The 15,794-nt window shown below is 36.6% G+C and carries 16 protein-coding genes and 1 other annotated feature; of the genes, 5 read left to right on the top strand and 11 right to left on the bottom strand.

Annotation, left to right across the window (positions count from 1 at the left end; translation table 11 throughout):
• The first annotated feature begins 8 nt into the window (after positions 1-8).
• On the top strand, positions 9-203 hold the full coding sequence (locus ACZ9EE_RS27510) for a hypothetical protein (RefSeq protein ID WP_476031740.1): 195 nt from the start codon (positions 9-11) through the stop codon (positions 201-203).
• Positions 203-406, top strand: coding sequence for a YwbE family protein (locus tag ACZ9EE_RS27505; RefSeq protein WP_476031739.1), 204 nt, complete (start codon positions 203-205; stop codon positions 404-406). The genes ACZ9EE_RS27510 and ACZ9EE_RS27505 overlap by 1 nt, the downstream gene beginning before the upstream one ends.
• 32 nt (positions 407-438) lie before the next feature.
• On the opposite strand, the gene ACZ9EE_RS27500 is transcribed toward ACZ9EE_RS27505, so the two are convergent.
• Together ACZ9EE_RS27500 and ACZ9EE_RS27495 are read right to left on the bottom strand one after the other, a co-directional pair.
• A complete protein-coding gene (locus ACZ9EE_RS27500; protein ID WP_476031738.1) occupies positions 439-1,224 on the bottom strand; it encodes an arylamine N-acetyltransferase family protein in 786 nt (261 codons plus the stop codon).
• 196 nt (positions 1,225-1,420) lie between these two features.
• Positions 1,421-1,741, bottom strand: a complete 321-nt coding sequence (locus tag ACZ9EE_RS27495; RefSeq protein WP_476031737.1) for a BC1872 family protein — start codon at positions 1,739-1,741, stop codon at positions 1,421-1,423.
• A 370-nt stretch (positions 1,742-2,111) separates the two neighbouring features.
• Between ACZ9EE_RS27495 and ACZ9EE_RS27490 the strand changes: the two genes are divergently transcribed.
• From ACZ9EE_RS27490 to ACZ9EE_RS27480, 3 genes are all read left to right on the top strand, one after another.
• Positions 2,112-2,792: a TerC family protein gene (locus ACZ9EE_RS27490; protein ID WP_476031736.1), complete on the top strand. Its 681-nt coding sequence runs from the start codon at positions 2,112-2,114 to the stop codon at positions 2,790-2,792.
• 148 nt (positions 2,793-2,940) lie between these two features.
• Complete coding sequence (locus ACZ9EE_RS27485; RefSeq protein ID WP_476031735.1) at positions 2,941-3,201, top strand: HPr family phosphocarrier protein; 261 nt, start codon at positions 2,941-2,943, stop codon at positions 3,199-3,201.
• Positions 3,202-3,379: 178 nt separating this feature from the next.
• The gene (locus ACZ9EE_RS27480) at positions 3,380-4,156 is read left to right on the top strand and encodes a PhzF family phenazine biosynthesis protein (protein ID WP_476031734.1); all 777 of its coding nucleotides are present in this window, start codon (positions 3,380-3,382) and stop codon (positions 4,154-4,156) included.
• 102 nt (positions 4,157-4,258) lie between these two features.
• On the opposite strand, the gene ltrA is transcribed toward ACZ9EE_RS27480, so the two are convergent.
• The 9 genes from ltrA to ACZ9EE_RS27435 form a co-directional block, all read right to left on the bottom strand.
• Positions 4,259-5,584: a group II intron reverse transcriptase/maturase gene (gene ltrA / locus ACZ9EE_RS27475; RefSeq protein WP_476025550.1), complete on the bottom strand. Its 1,326-nt coding sequence runs from the start codon at positions 5,582-5,584 to the stop codon at positions 4,259-4,261.
• Between the two features lie 849 nt (positions 5,585-6,433).
• Positions 6,434-6,661, bottom strand: coding sequence for a hypothetical protein (locus ACZ9EE_RS27470; protein WP_476031733.1), 228 nt, complete (start codon positions 6,659-6,661; stop codon positions 6,434-6,436).
• A 221-nt stretch (positions 6,662-6,882) separates the two neighbouring features.
• Positions 6,883-8,517, bottom strand: coding sequence for a methionine--tRNA ligase (gene metG, locus ACZ9EE_RS27465; RefSeq protein WP_476031732.1), 1,635 nt, complete (start codon positions 8,515-8,517; stop codon positions 6,883-6,885).
• Between the two features lie 61 nt (positions 8,518-8,578).
• Positions 8,579-8,853 (bottom strand) — a binding site (T-box leader).
• A 112-nt stretch (positions 8,854-8,965) separates the two neighbouring features.
• Positions 8,966-11,143, bottom strand: coding sequence for a transglycosylase domain-containing protein (locus ACZ9EE_RS27460; protein ID WP_476031731.1), 2,178 nt, complete (start codon positions 11,141-11,143; stop codon positions 8,966-8,968).
• Positions 11,144-11,200: 57 nt separating this feature from the next.
• On the bottom strand, positions 11,201-11,440 hold the full coding sequence (locus ACZ9EE_RS27455; protein ID WP_476031730.1) for a hypothetical protein: 240 nt from the start codon (positions 11,438-11,440) through the stop codon (positions 11,201-11,203).
• A 232-nt stretch (positions 11,441-11,672) separates the two neighbouring features.
• On the bottom strand, positions 11,673-12,656 hold the full coding sequence (guaC, locus tag ACZ9EE_RS27450) for a GMP reductase (RefSeq protein WP_476031729.1): 984 nt from the start codon (positions 12,654-12,656) through the stop codon (positions 11,673-11,675).
• Positions 12,657-13,110: 454 nt separating this feature from the next.
• Complete coding sequence (locus ACZ9EE_RS27445) at positions 13,111-13,581, bottom strand: DinB family protein (protein WP_476031728.1); 471 nt, start codon at positions 13,579-13,581, stop codon at positions 13,111-13,113.
• Between the two features lie 385 nt (positions 13,582-13,966).
• Positions 13,967-14,854, bottom strand: a complete 888-nt coding sequence (locus ACZ9EE_RS27440) for a TIGR03943 family putative permease subunit (RefSeq protein ID WP_476031727.1) — start codon at positions 14,852-14,854, stop codon at positions 13,967-13,969.
• 13 nt (positions 14,855-14,867) lie between these two features.
• A complete protein-coding gene (locus tag ACZ9EE_RS27435) occupies positions 14,868-15,755 on the bottom strand; it encodes a permease (protein ID WP_476033121.1) in 888 nt (295 codons plus the stop codon).
• Positions 15,756-15,794: the final 39 nt, after the last annotated feature.

Below are 15,794 nucleotides of genomic sequence, written 5' to 3'. Positions count from 1 at the left end.
ATTTTACTATGACTGAGAATAATCAAACCGAAGCAGCAAAAAAGAAGGTCAGTCTTCAAGAACTGATGAAGCAGCAGTTAGCAAACAAAAAGAATCAATCTGCTTCAGGCAAAGGGCAGGCAAATAGCAGCCAAGCAACCCAGAAAATGAAAAGTCAGCAAACAAAGAAGCCTAGTAATACTCGCAGAAAAATGGGTGTCTAATGAACGGCAGAAATCGGAAAGACTTGCAACCAGGCATGACCGTTGATATTGTTTTAAAACCAGACCAAAGAACGGGAAAATTGACTAGAGGGATTGTAAAAGATATCCTTACCAACTCTTCTACCCATCCTCATGGTATCAAAGTCCGACTCGCAGATGGGCAGGTTGGACGGGTACAAGTCATCCACACTCAAGAAAAATAATGAAAGCAACGCTCCTTGGCGTTGCTTTTTATTTAGTCCTGATTAATCCCGAAATGTTGTATGGCCAACTCTTTATATTTTTCAGCTTCAATTATTTCTTTTGAAACCATTCCATCCTTCCACTCAGTCCAAGTCGATTTCGTTAACGTTATATTCCCATTACTAGTAAGACGAGTAAGCAGCGGCCCTTTATTAAAAGGAGACTCCGGATGTTCAGCGATAATGGATTGAATTTCATTAAACTCCGTCACATCGTAAATACGATTCCTGGTATCAAAGGCATAGCCTATTTTCCATTCTGTATCCTTATGTTTTAACTTCATCTCCAACACATAATCCCCATATTTCGTACCGAGTTTGCGAACTCTAAACTCCCCATTATTAGAGGTAACCGACTCCCCTGTTAAGGGAACGGGTCTCAAAGGTAAATTCCCACCAAAGCCAGTATCAATTAAGTAGGTACGACCTTCATGATTAACTAGAATGGTTACATGGGTTCTGCCGAGATCTTGATATTCTTGTTTAGCTTGGTTAAAAACAACACCGCGGGCTAGGAAGGCGTCAAATCCATTTGCGAGTAGATAAAAATAGAAAAGTGAATTTAATTCATAACAGATCCCCCCCTCCTTTCGAACCAAGATTTTATTTACCAAGTTACTCTTTGTAATTTCATTAGTCTTCCCATCAATGATACATAAATTTTCAAAGGGGATTGTTTGGGCCGTTTTTTCTAGAATTGTGGCTAATGAATCAAAAGTTATGTGATGTCCCTGTGACAATCCAATTCTTTCATAAAATAATTTATTTAGTTCATTCATTAGGATCCTCCCTCATCGTATAACCTTATTCTAACAAATAACGTATAAAAACCATCCAAAAGAAATTTTGAAAAATATACTTTTTTACCTTTGATTATTACAATCGTAGGTCTTTTTTTTGGACAATAAAAAAAGCGAGCGAAATCAGCTCACTCTTCAATCTTATCATTGATTTATCTTATTTTTTCACTTTTATTTAGCATAACTTCTGCCACAATCTTGTGCTATCCATAACGGAATTCCGTTCCACAATTACGTAGGCAGCATTGGTAATCGCTTGTGCCAATGTATCTCCGGTTGCACAAAAATCATTAAAACACACCTTTGATAGTCCTTTTATTTCATACATAAAGCCTAGCTCTTCTAACCGCTCTACAATAAGCATTGCATGGTCTATGTTCTGTTCGGGCTGAAACTCAGACTCGTGAATGAATTTCCCCTGGTGGTAATCATACCATCGGTCCCATCTATTTAACTTCCAACCAAGTATACTTCTTGCAATTGCATCAATTTTCATTATCACTCATTCCCCTTTTTATAAATGATCATTTTTATTGTCCATTTTTTGTTATATAACAGCGTTATTAATTAATTGTAATTATATAACAGAAAATTATCATTTTCCAGTATCTTCTGGAAAATTTTCTATAAATCTTTTTCTGTTGGACATGCATCGAAAAAGAACTTAAATGGGCTTTTATAATTTGAAATACTTGAATAAAGACATAAAAAAACATGCCCTAAATGGATTCCATGTTCTAAGATTGTTCATCCCACAGATTAGTTTTTGTTAGCCAATCTTAATTATTATTTTCAGATTAATAGTTAATAAAAAAATGCTTGACCACATAAATGTAATAAGGAGATGAAATAAAGGGGCAAATGAATTGACTGAACTAGTTAAAGTTTTCTTCATAACCTTAGTGAGTGATATTGATAATATGTTAATTTTAGGGACTATTTTACGTCAATATACACATTTAAGGATTACCTTGCCAGCCATTATTGTACTAACCTTCTCGCGGGCTTTCTATGTTTTTATCATCAAGAAGATTTTAGATGTTCCTATGTTGCAGCTATCGATGGGCATCGTTTTACTTTTGATTGCATTTAAACTTGTTCGAAAATCAATCGACGGAGAACCTTTAACAAGACCTTTCAATCAATCCATCTTTTTAAAAATGAAAGTCTTATCTATTCTAGCGGCAACAGACTTTTTAATTTGTCTAGACAGTGTAGTCATTATTGCAGGGATATCGCAACATGTTGAAGCGGTAACACTCGGAATCTTTTCCAGTCTCTTAGTATCGCTCCTATTCCTTCCCTTCGTTGTAAAGCTCGCTTCAAGCTTTTTTTGGATTAATATTATTGCGGGAGCTTTTATTGCTCAAAATGCTGTGATCGGCATTTTGAAGGATCCCGTATTAGCTAGCTGGTTAAGAACAATCAATAAGCTTTTTCCGAATACGAATGTAATCACTATGACAGCAAATGGGGCAATCATTATTTTTATCGTTATCGGTGTCTACTCGTATATAAAGCATCAAAGAATCACGACCCATAAGTAGCAATGTTTCTTTCCTCTCTGCTTGTAAATTGGACTACCATACAAATTTGCGTAATTGGATAAATCAACAGCATTTTTTATAACTTTGCTTCATACATAAAAGAATGGTGATACCAAATAACTCTACAATATCCCCAAGGAGGACTCAAATGATTCAGCAAACAGTGAAAATTAATAACAAAGCAGGATTATACGCCCAACCAGTCAATCAATTGGTTCAAACAGCTTCTCAATTCAATTCGGATATTTTTCTTACCCACAACGGAAGAACGGTTAATGTAAAATCGGTTCTCGGCGTTTTATCTTTAGCCATTCCAAAACAGGCAGAAATTACTTTAGAGGTTTCCGGGGATGACGAAAGCGAGGCAATCAGAAAAGTAATTCAAACCTTGAAAAACTTTGAAAAATAGTAAAAAACAGATAGAGGCAGGCTTTCGTGAAGCCTGTCTCTATCTGTTTTCAGTACATAGACGGACGAAAACCGGAACGAGATAGACAAGAAACCCTTTAGAAATCGAATCATTATTGTTAAAATTAGCTTATAAATATTTGGAGACAACAGCCATTGTAAATCTTAAGGGGGCAAATATGAAGTATTTTGTGGTTGATGCATTTGCAGAGCAAGTATTTGAAGGTAATCCCGCTGGTGTATGTATCATGAATAAATGGATTCCGGACGATTTAATGCAGAAAATTGCGATAGAAAATAATTTATCGGAAACAGCTTTTGCGGTGAAGGAAGCGGATAGCTATAGGCTGCGCTGGTTTACACCAGGAGGTGAGATTAACCTTTGTGGCCACGCTACCTTAGCGACAGCATTTATCATCTTGAATTATGTAGAAAAACACATGGACAGCGTTAAATTTGAGACGATGAGTGGAGAGCTAATGGTTATGCAAAAAGATGGGTTGTATGAACTTGATTTCCCCTCTATTCCTTCCCAAGAAGCAGCTCTCACTGAACAGATGATTGATGCCTTGGGTGCTGTACCGGCAGAAACGTATATTAATAGAGATTTGGTATTTGTATTTGAATCTGAAGATGCAGTGAAAAACATCTGTCCTGACTTTTCTAAGTTAGAAAAATTACCTGAATGTCTTGGCGTATATGTAACCGCTAAAGGAAACGAATATGATTTTGTTTCTAGAGCCTTTTTTCCGAAATTAAAAATAAATGAGGATCCTGTTACCGGTTCGATGCACTGCAGTTTAATCCCCTTTTGGTCAGAGCGGTTAGGAAAGCAAAAAATGGTGGCGAGACAATTATCCAATCGAGGCGGTACACTCTATTGTAAAAATGAAGATGAACGAGTTAAGATTGCCGGTAAAGCCGTCCTATATTCGATCGCAGATATTTTTGTTTAAGGGCTAATAGGATTTTGGATAATAAATAGAGTAGGCGCATGAAAATTTCATGCGCCTCTCACAGATCCGTACGTGCGGGTCATCGCATACGGCTCCTCCACTTTATCCCCTTTGAGGATGTAGTTCATTGTAAATGTCTAAAAGAAAAACAAGTTTAATTTCTCGAAACCTTTCATTAGGAATCGCAAAATGTACTTGTTCGGTTTTAGAATTCCTCCATCTAGTCATTGAAAGACGCGGAAGGTCGCCCTTCCAATTCCTTTTTCGAAGCTCCCTGTGGAGCTTTCTTATTTTTCTCCAGCTTCTTAGCTGAATCATCCTAAGCCTTCTTCGAATCCATGAGTCTAACTTTTGAAATAAAGTCTTTGAAAATCCAACCCCAAAGTATCTTCCCCATCCTCTAACAATGGGGTTTATTCGATTCTTGACGAATTCTTCCAAATTAACTGTTAGGTTTCTTCTCGTTACATCCTTGATACTTTTCTTGAATTTCTTTACTGCTTTGTCTGATGGAGAATGGAAATACCCTTTTTTGAAAACGTAACCTAGGAAGACAAACGGTTCTTCATAATTATCTACAATTTTAGTTTTGTCAGGGTGAACTTTCAAACCTAATTTTTCCTCTAAGAGCTTCACTACGGTTCTTAGTACTCTTTCTGCACCCTTTCGGGATTTGCAACAGATGACGAAGTCATCCGCATACCTTGTAATACGGTGACCTCTTTCCATCATCATTTCATCGAGTGGATGCAGATAGATGTTTGCTAATAATGGACTGATTACGCCACCCTGAGGACTCCCAGTGTCACTTTCATAAAAACTTCCGTTTTCAAGGATTCCCGATTTTAGGAATTGCATTATTAATGCTAGTACGCTACTGTCCACAACTTCTTCTTTGATTAAATCGATAAGCTTATCATGAGGAATTGAATCAAAATAGGTCTTTATATCCGCATCAATTACAAAGTTATACCCATCCATCAAATCCTGTCGGATTTTATCTATCGCCATATGTGCACTACGGTTCGGACGAAATCCAAAACTACAGTCTAAGAATTTCTGTTCAAAGATTGGTTCAAGTATTCTTTTGGTTGCGGCTTGGAGAATACGGTCTTCTACTGTTGGAATTCCTAGTGGACGTTTTGTACCATCAGCTTTTGGAATGAAAACTCTTCTGACTGGTTTTGCACGATATGTTTTTAAACGCAGAGATTCTTGGAGCACTCTTAAGTTGTGTTCCAATTCTATTTCATACTCTTTAATCGTTACTTTATCCACTCCGTGTGAACCGCGATTTTTCTTCACGTCATAAAAGGCTAGTTCCAGGTTTTGATAGTTCCATAATTTGTCCATTAAGCTGTACCACTTGCGTTTCTTTTTAGAATTCTCCACTACACGTAAGCTTCGTTTTCCTATTGCTTCATTCATGCATTCGTTTCCTTTCCCAATACATTATCAACTGAATAGGTAAAACCAATGGCTGATATTTAATATTAGTACTTCGCCCTAAACAACCTACTTTCTTTCGGTCTCGATTCTTCGGCTTTCTGCCTCATCGACTTCTGTTTAGTACATGACGAGTAGATAAGTTCGTATTGCTTATCTTCCATGGACAGACGGGCTTCGCATCAGTTCACTGCCTTTTGGGTCAATGTCTGCCTTATCAACATTGTGATAAGTCACTTGTCTTTGTGGCGTTTCCAACAAGTTTAATCACTACTATCCCCTGCTCTGACTTCTCACCTTCCATAGTCCATTTCTTGTCCTTCGCGGCTTTGAAAAAGAGTTACCACCTACGGTGGAGATGATGAGATCTCCTTGGGTCACGTTCATCGCCTTTCACTCGAAGCCAGTCCTCATAACTAATAAGATACAGTGTGGTATTGGACGTCCCCATTTTGCGCAGGGTTATCCCATCTTATCAGCCAAAATGGTTACAGCCACCTGTTCCGAGCTTTGCCTTCAGGTCCTCCGCACGAAATCTCACGATACTCGCACTACCTGTTAGCTATACATTTCCGCCACAACGGCATGTTAGGGACTTTCACCCATTAGAGCGATGCGCTGCCAAGCGCACACAAAACAGCTAGGTTTCAGTACCTAGCTGTTTCCTATATCCAAGTTTCTTCGTTTGATTGTTTAATTTGAAAATAGTGTGTAAGCAAATGTAACAAGAAACTTGGGGGATTTCTTCCTAAAAACTATAATAGAGTTGTGACATTATTCCTTGAATGAAAACCTTAGTGAGGGAAGGCACTTTGGTTTTCATTTATTTTTTCAAATATTTTGTCGTCGTTTTTGTCTATTTCTTTGTAATTCGCTTTGTTTCCATATGTATTTTTGCATATATACTTTAAGTACATCTTTCATTGACTTTCCGTTTTTTTCAACGGCATCGCGGAAATTATCTCTAATGTTTTCAGGAATTTCGATACTTAGACGGACAGTTTGCGCCTTTTCCTCATTTCTATTGATTTCCGAATTACACTTGTGTACCTGTTGCATGATTGATCCTCCTGTCATAGTTCTCCTCCATACACATTACGATACAATAGTCGTAAGAGAGCAAAAATTGAAAATATTTATAGCCCATCTTATCTTAACAACTGGAAACGGATACATTAAAATTTTTTTATCGTCAAATTTCGACATTGGGGATTCTTTCGTCAACATGGAAAAACGCTGCCTTTTTAATGCAGCGTCATCAAAATTGAATGCTTTTATTTTTAAACTGTTTGTTGGTTCAGCCTTTCTAGCTCTTCTTCAATTTTTGCTGGATCGATCCGTTCGAATAATGGTTCAACGTTCGATAAAATTTCAGCTTTAACTTCGAAAGATTTCCAGTTGGTTTCTATTATATTTAACATTTTTTTAACCTTTTCACTCGAAAAAGGAAGGAATGGGGTTAAAATATGTGCTAGGTTCCCAATTAGATATACGCAATTAGCTAAGGTTTGTTTACATGACTCAGGATCCTCGTGTACCTGCTTCCATGGTTGACGTTCGTCAAAGTATTTATTTGCGAATCTAACCAGCTCAAAAATCTTTTCCAATCCTTGTTTAAAAGATGTATGTTCAATAGAGGTTCCTGCTTCATCGTATAATTGATTCACTTTTTCTTCAATGGAAAGTGTAATGTCTTTTTTAGGTATAACACCATCGAATGACTTTTCTATAAACTTCAATGTGCGATTTACGAAGTTCCCGTAAGCACCCAATAATTCGCTGTTATGACTATAAATGAATTCTTTCCAAGAAAAATCCGCATCACGACTTTCCGGTGCATTAATGGTTAAGAAGTACCGGATGGAATCGGGTTCGTATCTTTCTAAAATATCTGGAACCCAAACAGCCCAATTCTTACTCGTTGATAATTTTTTCTTTTCCAGCGTAAGATACTCGTTTGAAACGATATGTGCAGGTAATGGTTCTTGTTCAAGTCCCGCCAGGATTCCTGCCCATATAATGGAATGGAACGGGATATTATCCTTTCCGTGTACATAATAAGATGTCGCAGAAGATTTCCAAAACTCTGCGTCATTTTGACTCGTTTCTTTCGCCCAAAGTTTGCTGGCTGAATAATACCCTGAAACGGCTTCGATCCAAACGTAGATTTTTTTATCCTGATAACCTTGTACCGGAACACTAACACCAATAGGTAAATCCCTTGACACGGCTCGATCCTGCAAGCCCTCTTTTAAATATCTTTTGGTCAACGATAGTGCATTTTCACGCCATAGATGGTTATTTTCAGCTTGCTGCGTATGGGTTTCCAAAATAGCTTGAAAGGAACTTAACGAAAAGTAAAAATGCTCTGTATTTCTTGTCGTTGGCGTATTTCCGCAAATTTTGCATTTTCCATCTAGTAATTCAAGTGGTTCTAACACACTTGAACAAAAATCACATTGGTCTCCACGTGCCTGTGCACCACAATTTGGGCAAATACCTTCCACATAACGATCAGGCAGGAATTGCTGATCATATTCACAATAGGTTTGTTCAATTTCCTTTTTGTAGAGAAGATTTTTTTTAAGTAAGGCTAAAAATATCTCTTGAACGATTTTATGATGATGTACTGTATCGGTTCTTGTATACGTATCGTATGAAAATCCTAATCTTGAAAAACAGTCTGCAAATTCTTGGTGGTAACGATCCGCAATTTCTTTTGGAGAAACCCCTTCTTGTTTTGCTCTAATCGTTATCGGTGTACCATTACAATCGCTGCCTGATACATATAAAACCTTTTCTCCTTTTAAACGGTAATACCTTGCTAGAATATCGCCAGGTAACAAACTTGAAATGTGGCCAAGATGTAACGAACCATTAGCATACGCCCAAGCACCGCCTATAAAAATACTCATAATGAATAGCCTCCATCTTTAATTTTAATAAAACAAAAAAACCTCGCCCTTAACTATTAAAGTTAAGGACGAGGTTTAAATACCACGTGATACCACCTTATTTCACAAATGGCTTACACCATTTGCCTCAGCAAGTACGGAGCATAAAAACGCTGCTCTTATACCGTGGCATTGATAACGAGTGCCAAAACTCGTCGTATCCTACTAATCCAAATAGTATGTTCAGAACGAAGCTCAGAGACCATTGTTCAAATGATTGTTTTTGCTTCTTTTCAGCATCCGAAGCTCTCTGTCGAAAAACAAATTCATTTTACTTTTTCTCTTCATTGCCTTTATTTGTTAATTACCAATTAGTTTATTGAATATTTAACATGAAGTCAATAAAAACATTGACATATCTATCCACATACCCGAAGTTTTTGAAGCAAAAGAACCGTCCCCATGCTTCTTAATCATGTTTATTTTTCCCTTTACCTTTGTCTTTGCCATTTCCTTTTTCTTTTTGTTTTTTCCATCCCTCTGATTGATTCTTTTTGACTTCACTAACGTTTCCGCTCTTATTAGAAGTGGGTTTTTCTTCGGTGTGTTTGGGTTTAACTGGGATTTCCGCGGAACTGTTCCCTTTTATATATAATTCGTTATTTACTTGATAAACAGTGTCTGGCTGCTGGAAACTAGATGAATCTGTTCCAAAGGATTGCATCATTGCTTTGAACATATATTGGGCAATTTTTGTCGTATTACCTGCCATATAGTTTCCAGGGCCATTTTTGGCATATCCGGTCCAAACCGCCATCGTATATTGTGGCGTATATCCAGCAAACCAGCTATCATTTGTTGCAGTACTTGGGTAACCGTATTTAGCACGAGTCTTTGTATCAAAATTTGTTGTTCCTGTTTTCCCGGCAACATCTAATCCTGGGACATTTGCAGTAGTCCCTGTCCCATCATTTACGACTGATCGTAACATATCCGTTACCATATAGGCAGTGTAATCCTGCATTACACGTTTTGGTTTTTCGGCAAAATTAACGACCTTTCCATTTGGAAAAACAACTTTTTGGACAAAGTGCGGTTTATTGTAGACACCATCGTTTCCAAAAGCGCTGTACGCTCCAGCCATTTCTACAGGATTGACGGTATTACTTCCAATTGAATATGATTCATATACTTGGTCATTTTTAAAAGTAATCCCCAGCTGTTCTGCAAAGTTCTTGGACCGATCAAGTCCAACCTCTCTAAGCGTTAGCAGCGCAGGAATATTATAAGATTTTTCAAGTGCTGTCCTAATCGTAAGTAATCCATGATATTGGTGATCCCAGTTTGAAATGGGCTGGCCGGTTGAATAGAAAGTCGCTTGATCGTTGATTATATGTGCAGTGGACCATTTTAACTTTTCTATCGCAGGGCCATAGTCAAAAATCGGCTTAAAGGAAGATCCTGGCTGGCGATTTAAATCGACTGCAAAGTTGTTACCAAGAAATTGTGCTTTATAGTCGTTTCGCCCACTTCCAATCGCCCTGATTTCCCCTGTCTTTGTATCTAAAAAGACGAAAGCTCCCTGAAAACTCGCATCTGGATAGGCAATGACTTCATTGGTATTCATCATTTTATCTGCATAATCCTGTGCCTTTGGATCCAGCGTTGTATAAATAGATAATCCATCCTTACTGATGTCTACATCCTTAAGTTTTCCCTTTACTTCTTTTACAGCTGCGTCTAGAAATGCTTCATACGGCATACTTTGTTCGGTATTTTTGGCTATAAGTCCTTCTGTTACTGGAACTTTGGATGCTTCCTGCATTTGTTTTGCTGTTATATAACCATCTCTCAGCATCGAACTTAAGACAATATTGCGGCGTTTCGTAGCATCTTCTTTATTTTCTGGCTTAGTTGGATCGTAATTATTCGGGCTTTGCGGCAATCCGGCTAACATTGCCGCCTGTGCGAGCGTCAATTTGTTTAACTCATCTGCTTCTATACCATAGTAATTCTTCGCAGCTGCCGCCACTCCGTAAGAGCGGTTTCCAAGGTAGATTTTGTTTAAGTACATCATTAAAATATCATGCTTGGAATATTTTTGTTCCAACTGATATGCCAAGTCCCATTCCTGGACTTTTCGCTTTAATGTTTTCTCAGGAGTCAAAATAGAGTTTTTAATCACCTGCTGCGTGATCGTACTTCCGCCTTGTGATCCGAAATCCCCTGTTAAATTCACTAAAATAGCCTTGGCAGTCCTTTTTATGTCAATACCGTGATGTTCATAAAAATGGGAATCCTCCGTGGCAATAAATGCCTGTTCAAGCACTTTTGGCACTTGATCATAGGTAATTTTAGTTCGCTTTTCTTTTCCATACTCATATAAGAAATTTCCGTTTTTATCATAAAATTTTGTCGAAAGTGGATCGACCAGTTTTGAAGAATCCAATTTAGGCACATTTTTTATCATTGAAGCAAAAGTTATCGCTCCTGCACCTGTTGACACGAGTCCTAGCACTAAACAGACGATAATTATTTTTTTAAACATTGACCCTTTTTTTGGTAATTGATTGCTCTTTTGTTGATTTTGTCTCGCCTTTTCCGCTGCTTTTCGTTCTTCACGAGATTGATAGGTTTCTTCTGACATTCTACTACTCTCCCCTATACATAGTTACTCAAAGTTGATTTAAGAGGCATATTTTAGTTACAACATATGGATGAGATTATATTTTAGCCGATTCTGTTCATTTACACGAATATAACGGATTAAGGAACTATTAATCCAATAATCTCCTTGACTGTCTCTTGCAAGAAAGTATTTCCGCTGTTCAATTTTTTCTAGTATCTCTTGAACAACATCTTCCTTTTTAATAGTTGACTCTTTCAATATTCTTTCTCGTTTAATATCATTTTCTAATGTATAACAAATCACAAACTCCTTCAACAAAACTCTCCCCTATTCACTAGTTTACTACGTTAATGATTTTGGCAATTAATGTATATAGCTGGACTTTATCTCAGAAAGAAAGGGAATATCCTCCCTTTATTAAGCTATATATAGAAGTTCGTTTGGAACTCATTTTTTATGAGGTAATCTGAATCAAAATTTCATTCTATTTATAATACAGCTAATCGAATAAAAAAAAATCGACCAATTGGCCGATTTTTCATAAGTCTTAATAAATCTTATCTCCATTGAAAATCGAATTCTTAACAATAACATAATCTACATTTCTAATGGCAGACAGCTTATTACCACCAGCATAAGAAATTGAGGATTGAAGATCTTGTTCCATTTCTTCTAAGGTATCCTGTAAGGCTCCCTTAAATTTTACATACATCTTTTTGCCTTCAACATTTTTCCTCTCACCTTTTTGAAACTCAGAAGCTGAGCCAAAATATTCCTTATAAAGCTCACCGTCTTTTTCAACTGTTTCTCCTGGAGATTCTTCATGCCCAGCGAATAACGATCCAATCATTACCATGGCAGCTCCAAATCTAACGGATTTCGCAATATCACCATGAGTACGGATGCCTCCATCAGCAATAATAGGTTTGCTTGCTGCTTTTGCACACCATCTAAGTGCAGCTAATTGCCAGCCGCCAGTACCAAATCCAGTTTTAATTTTAGTAATACAAACCTTCCCTGGACCAATGCCGACTTTTGTTGCATCTGCACCTGCATGCTCCAATTCCCTTACCGCTTCAGGAGTTCCCACATTTCCTGCAATAACAAAGCTTCCAGGAATATGCTTCTTGATATGCTGGATCATATTGATAACAGCATTGGAATGTCCATGTGCAATATCAATGGTAATGTATTCAGGTGTAAGATTTTCTTCTGCTAATTCTTTAATAAAACGATACTCATCTTCTTTAACACCCACACTAATCGATGCATACAAACCTCTAGCCTGCATGTCTTTAACAAAATCTAAGCGCTTCTCTGGCTGAAAACGATGCATAATATAGAAGTAATTATTTTCTGCTAAGTAGACGGCAATCTTCTCATCTATAATTGTCTGCATATTTGCCGGTACAACTGGCAGCTTAAATGTACGGCCGCCAAATGTAACCGTCGTATCACACTCAGTACGGCTGTTTACGATCGATTTTGCTGGAACAAGCTGAATATCCTCATAGTCAAATACATTATCCATGTGTTTTCACTCCATATTTAGGTTTTGTATTAAGAATAGTTTTTTTAATTAAAAATAACTTATCTAATATTAATAGTTTTCCGAAAGTGGAACGGTTTCATCCACTTATTCAGGTTTAGTTTGAACCTTTTTATTTGAAACCCAAAATTGATTGTATAACACGAATAATGGTTTGTCAATTAATAATAATGTTCGTCTTTTAGGGAAAAAGAAACCTTACTTGGTAAAAATGAAGCCTATTCTCGGTAATCGAACATTTATGCTGATAATTCTAATATTTCTTCAATAGTAAGGTAATATAATAGTCTTAATGATTGAGGAGCCTAACATTAACAACAATAAAAAATGAAGATCGCTTCGTGTTGATGGGGAAGTTTAGCTAAAAAATGGAACCCTAAAAAACAATACGCAATAAAAATAGTGCTTCACAACAGTGAAAGCACCTTATTACACACTAATCCCAGATACGGATTCTTGGAACACCTGCGGTTCTTAAATAATCTAATAACTGACCAGTATGAACAGATTCGTGATACGCAATGCGTAGGAGCATATCCCCCAGGTCTCTTATGTATCCTGCATCAGAACGGTCAATCTTAATATTTGTTAAGTCTTCTTCAGAAAATGATCTGATTGTATTTATAAAATAATTACGATAGGGTTCAGCAAATTCAATTTCAGAATTTACAGAGGTAAAAGGTCTGTTTTCAAAAGGGGAATTAAAAACGGTTAAACTTCCTTGATTTTTAAGTGCAAGGTGATAATAATGTTCGCTTTCTAATACGTGCCTGACCATTTCTAGACAATTCATTGCTTCATTATCTGGCTTCCAACTTAGTTTTTCTTCAGGAATAGATCTCCAGACTTTTATGCTTCTTCTTCTAACTTCATTTAAGTTTAAAATAATTAATTCAATTGAATTCATAAAAAGCTCCTCCTTTGATAGGCATACTATAATTATACACGAATGAACGTTCGTGCCAATCTGAAGGAGGAATATTTTACAAAATTTAGTTGTACTTTATTCGAACGAGCTGCAAGAGTTTAAGATTTAGCTGTCATGGACGCAATTAATTCAATTTTATTTAAAGAAAATAGCTTTTGATTAAATTTTTTTGAAGAAATCTTTTTGTCTACTACAAAAGATGTGACACTATACAAAAAGCAGCACAGCACTTCAACAATGTTCTTACAGCAACAAATGTTTCCAAAGAAATAGTTAAGAGCTGGAACCTTTTCTATGCTCTTTTGTTTTTCTGTATTTCCATACATAAATCGACATAAAAAAAGACCCTATAGGGCCTTTCTTATTAATTCAAACTATTTCTATAAACATAAGGGTCATTCGGCTTTGGAATGGTTTTGTAGCTTGTTACTTTTAAAACAGGAATTTTGGTTTTCATTTGTGGATAATAAACTGTATCCATTGTTCCTGTTACTTGATACCATTGGTCATTTGGAATGTGTACGTTTTTCGGGAATTGAATCATCATTCCAAAGGCACCAGAGTCAGCGACACAATGAATCAGCCCAAAGCGAAGTAAAAACAGCTGGTTAGGTTGTTCTCCTGGACCATTGTAAGTAAATCCTTTCATGGTAAGAGTTTTACCAGCAAAAGCTCCTGAAAAATTATACATTACTTCTAATCCGACTAAATAGTCTTTATCGGTTAAAATAATATTATCTTTTGGAATATAAGACTTAGACTCTTTCCTTACTAAATCCTGAAAATCAGATTGGTTCATGAACTTACTCATATCAGGATTTAGAACTTGATGGGTCCCGTACTGATCACTTCCGTCTTCTAATGTTGGAAATGAAAACCCCTTTGCATCCACAAGCTGTGAATCAAGAGTTGCCACTGGCAAAACTACTCCAGAAATAGCTGGAATTAACACAAGAGTGTACGCCAAGAATTTTTTAATCTTTTTTCCAGCAGATTGTTTCTTTTTTATGTGACCATGTTCATGATGGTGTTCATGGTCATCGTGACTACAATCACAATCATGATGTTTCTCTTTCTTTTCTCCAGATGACCATAATTTAATTCCTTCCACAACTGTAAGAATGAATAAAAACACGATCATACTTGCAGATAAGAAGCTATATTTCATGTTTATATATTTTGAAATGTTTCCTGTGGAATGAAGCATAAAAAACAAGTTTGTAGTAAGTATTAAAATAAGGACTTTAAACATCATCCGCCATCCTTTACAAAAGAAGTGAACCAATGAATACAAATGAAGAAATTAATGAAACTAAAAGCAGAGCAAATTTTGCTTTAAAAGATCCAAACATCATAAGTAAATTTTTAATGTCCACCATATTGCCAAACACTAAGAAAGATACGATTGAAGTTTGGGGGAAAAAATTACGAAAAGATGCTGCTACAAAAGCATCTGCTTCCGAACAAACAGATAAGATAAAAGCTAAAACCATCATAACCAATACTGCAGTTACGTGCGTACCGCCCAGTGTTGTTAATATCCGTGTTGGTACATAAACTTGCATAGTAGATGCAAGTAGTGCACCCAGCACTACGTATTTTCCCATACTAAAAAATTCGTCAATAGTATGGTTAAGAACACTCATTAATTTTTGTCTAGTATTCTGGTGAGAATGGTCGTGAACATGTATTTCATTATTTTCTTTTAGTGGATTGTCCTTTATAACAAAAGATAATACAAGTCCAACTAAAATTGAGACACCTATTGCTAACCCTGCTCGGTACCCTACCATCGTCCAGCTATCTCCGAATGCAATAAATGTTGCAAATAAAACAATCGGATTGATGATTGGACCAGAAAGCATAAAGGCAATTCCTGCATGAGGGGCGAGTCCTTTTTTTATTAACCGTGACACGATGGGAACAATCCCACATTCACATCCAGGAAATAATACTCCCATAAAACTAGCAGCAACAACAGATAAATATCTATTTTTTGGCAGAATTCTAAGCAGTGTATTTTCAGAAACAAAAACTTCTATCAGTGCAGATATAAAAGCCCCGATGACAATAAATGGGAATGCTTCAATGATAATACTTATAAAAATCGTATTCAATTGTAATAATCGATCCATGCATATTCCTCCTGTGATATAACACAATTGGTTTCTCTAAAAAAACAATTTCTATCA

Source organism: Bacillus sp. URHA0034 (genome assembly GCF_056280405.1).
Note: the sequence above shows the minus strand (reverse complement) of the source record. Positions and strands in the feature narration are given on the sequence as shown.

Coding starts and splice junctions, on each gene's coding strand:
- ACZ9EE_RS27510 (WP_476031740.1), top strand. CDS start 9: ATGACTGAGAATAATCAAACCGAAGCAGCAAAAAAGAAGGTCAGTCTT.
- guaC (WP_476031729.1), bottom strand. CDS start 12,656: ATGGATAATGTATTTGACTATGAGGATATTCAGCTTGTTCCAGCAAAA.
- ACZ9EE_RS27480 (WP_476031734.1), top strand. CDS start 3,380: ATGAAGTATTTTGTGGTTGATGCATTTGCAGAGCAAGTATTTGAAGGT.
- ACZ9EE_RS27505 (WP_476031739.1), top strand. CDS start 203: ATGAACGGCAGAAATCGGAAAGACTTGCAACCAGGCATGACCGTTGAT.
- ACZ9EE_RS27500 (WP_476031738.1), bottom strand. CDS start 1,224: ATGAATGAACTAAATAAATTATTTTATGAAAGAATTGGATTGTCACAG.
- ACZ9EE_RS27485 (WP_476031735.1), top strand. CDS start 2,941: ATGATTCAGCAAACAGTGAAAATTAATAACAAAGCAGGATTATACGCC.
- ltrA (WP_476025550.1), bottom strand. CDS start 5,584: ATGAATGAAGCAATAGGAAAACGAAGCTTACGTGTAGTGGAGAATTCT.
- ACZ9EE_RS27445 (WP_476031728.1), bottom strand. CDS start 13,581: ATGAATTCAATTGAATTAATTATTTTAAACTTAAATGAAGTTAGAAGA.
- ACZ9EE_RS27470 (WP_476031733.1), bottom strand. CDS start 6,661: ATGCAACAGGTACACAAGTGTAATTCGGAAATCAATAGAAATGAGGAA.
- ACZ9EE_RS27460 (WP_476031731.1), bottom strand. CDS start 11,143: ATGTCAGAAGAAACCTATCAATCTCGTGAAGAACGAAAAGCAGCGGAA.
- ACZ9EE_RS27495 (WP_476031737.1), bottom strand. CDS start 1,741: ATGAAAATTGATGCAATTGCAAGAAGTATACTTGGTTGGAAGTTAAAT.
- ACZ9EE_RS27440 (WP_476031727.1), bottom strand. CDS start 14,854: ATGTTTAAAGTCCTTATTTTAATACTTACTACAAACTTGTTTTTTATG.
- metG (WP_476031732.1), bottom strand. CDS start 8,517: ATGAGTATTTTTATAGGCGGTGCTTGGGCGTATGCTAATGGTTCGTTA.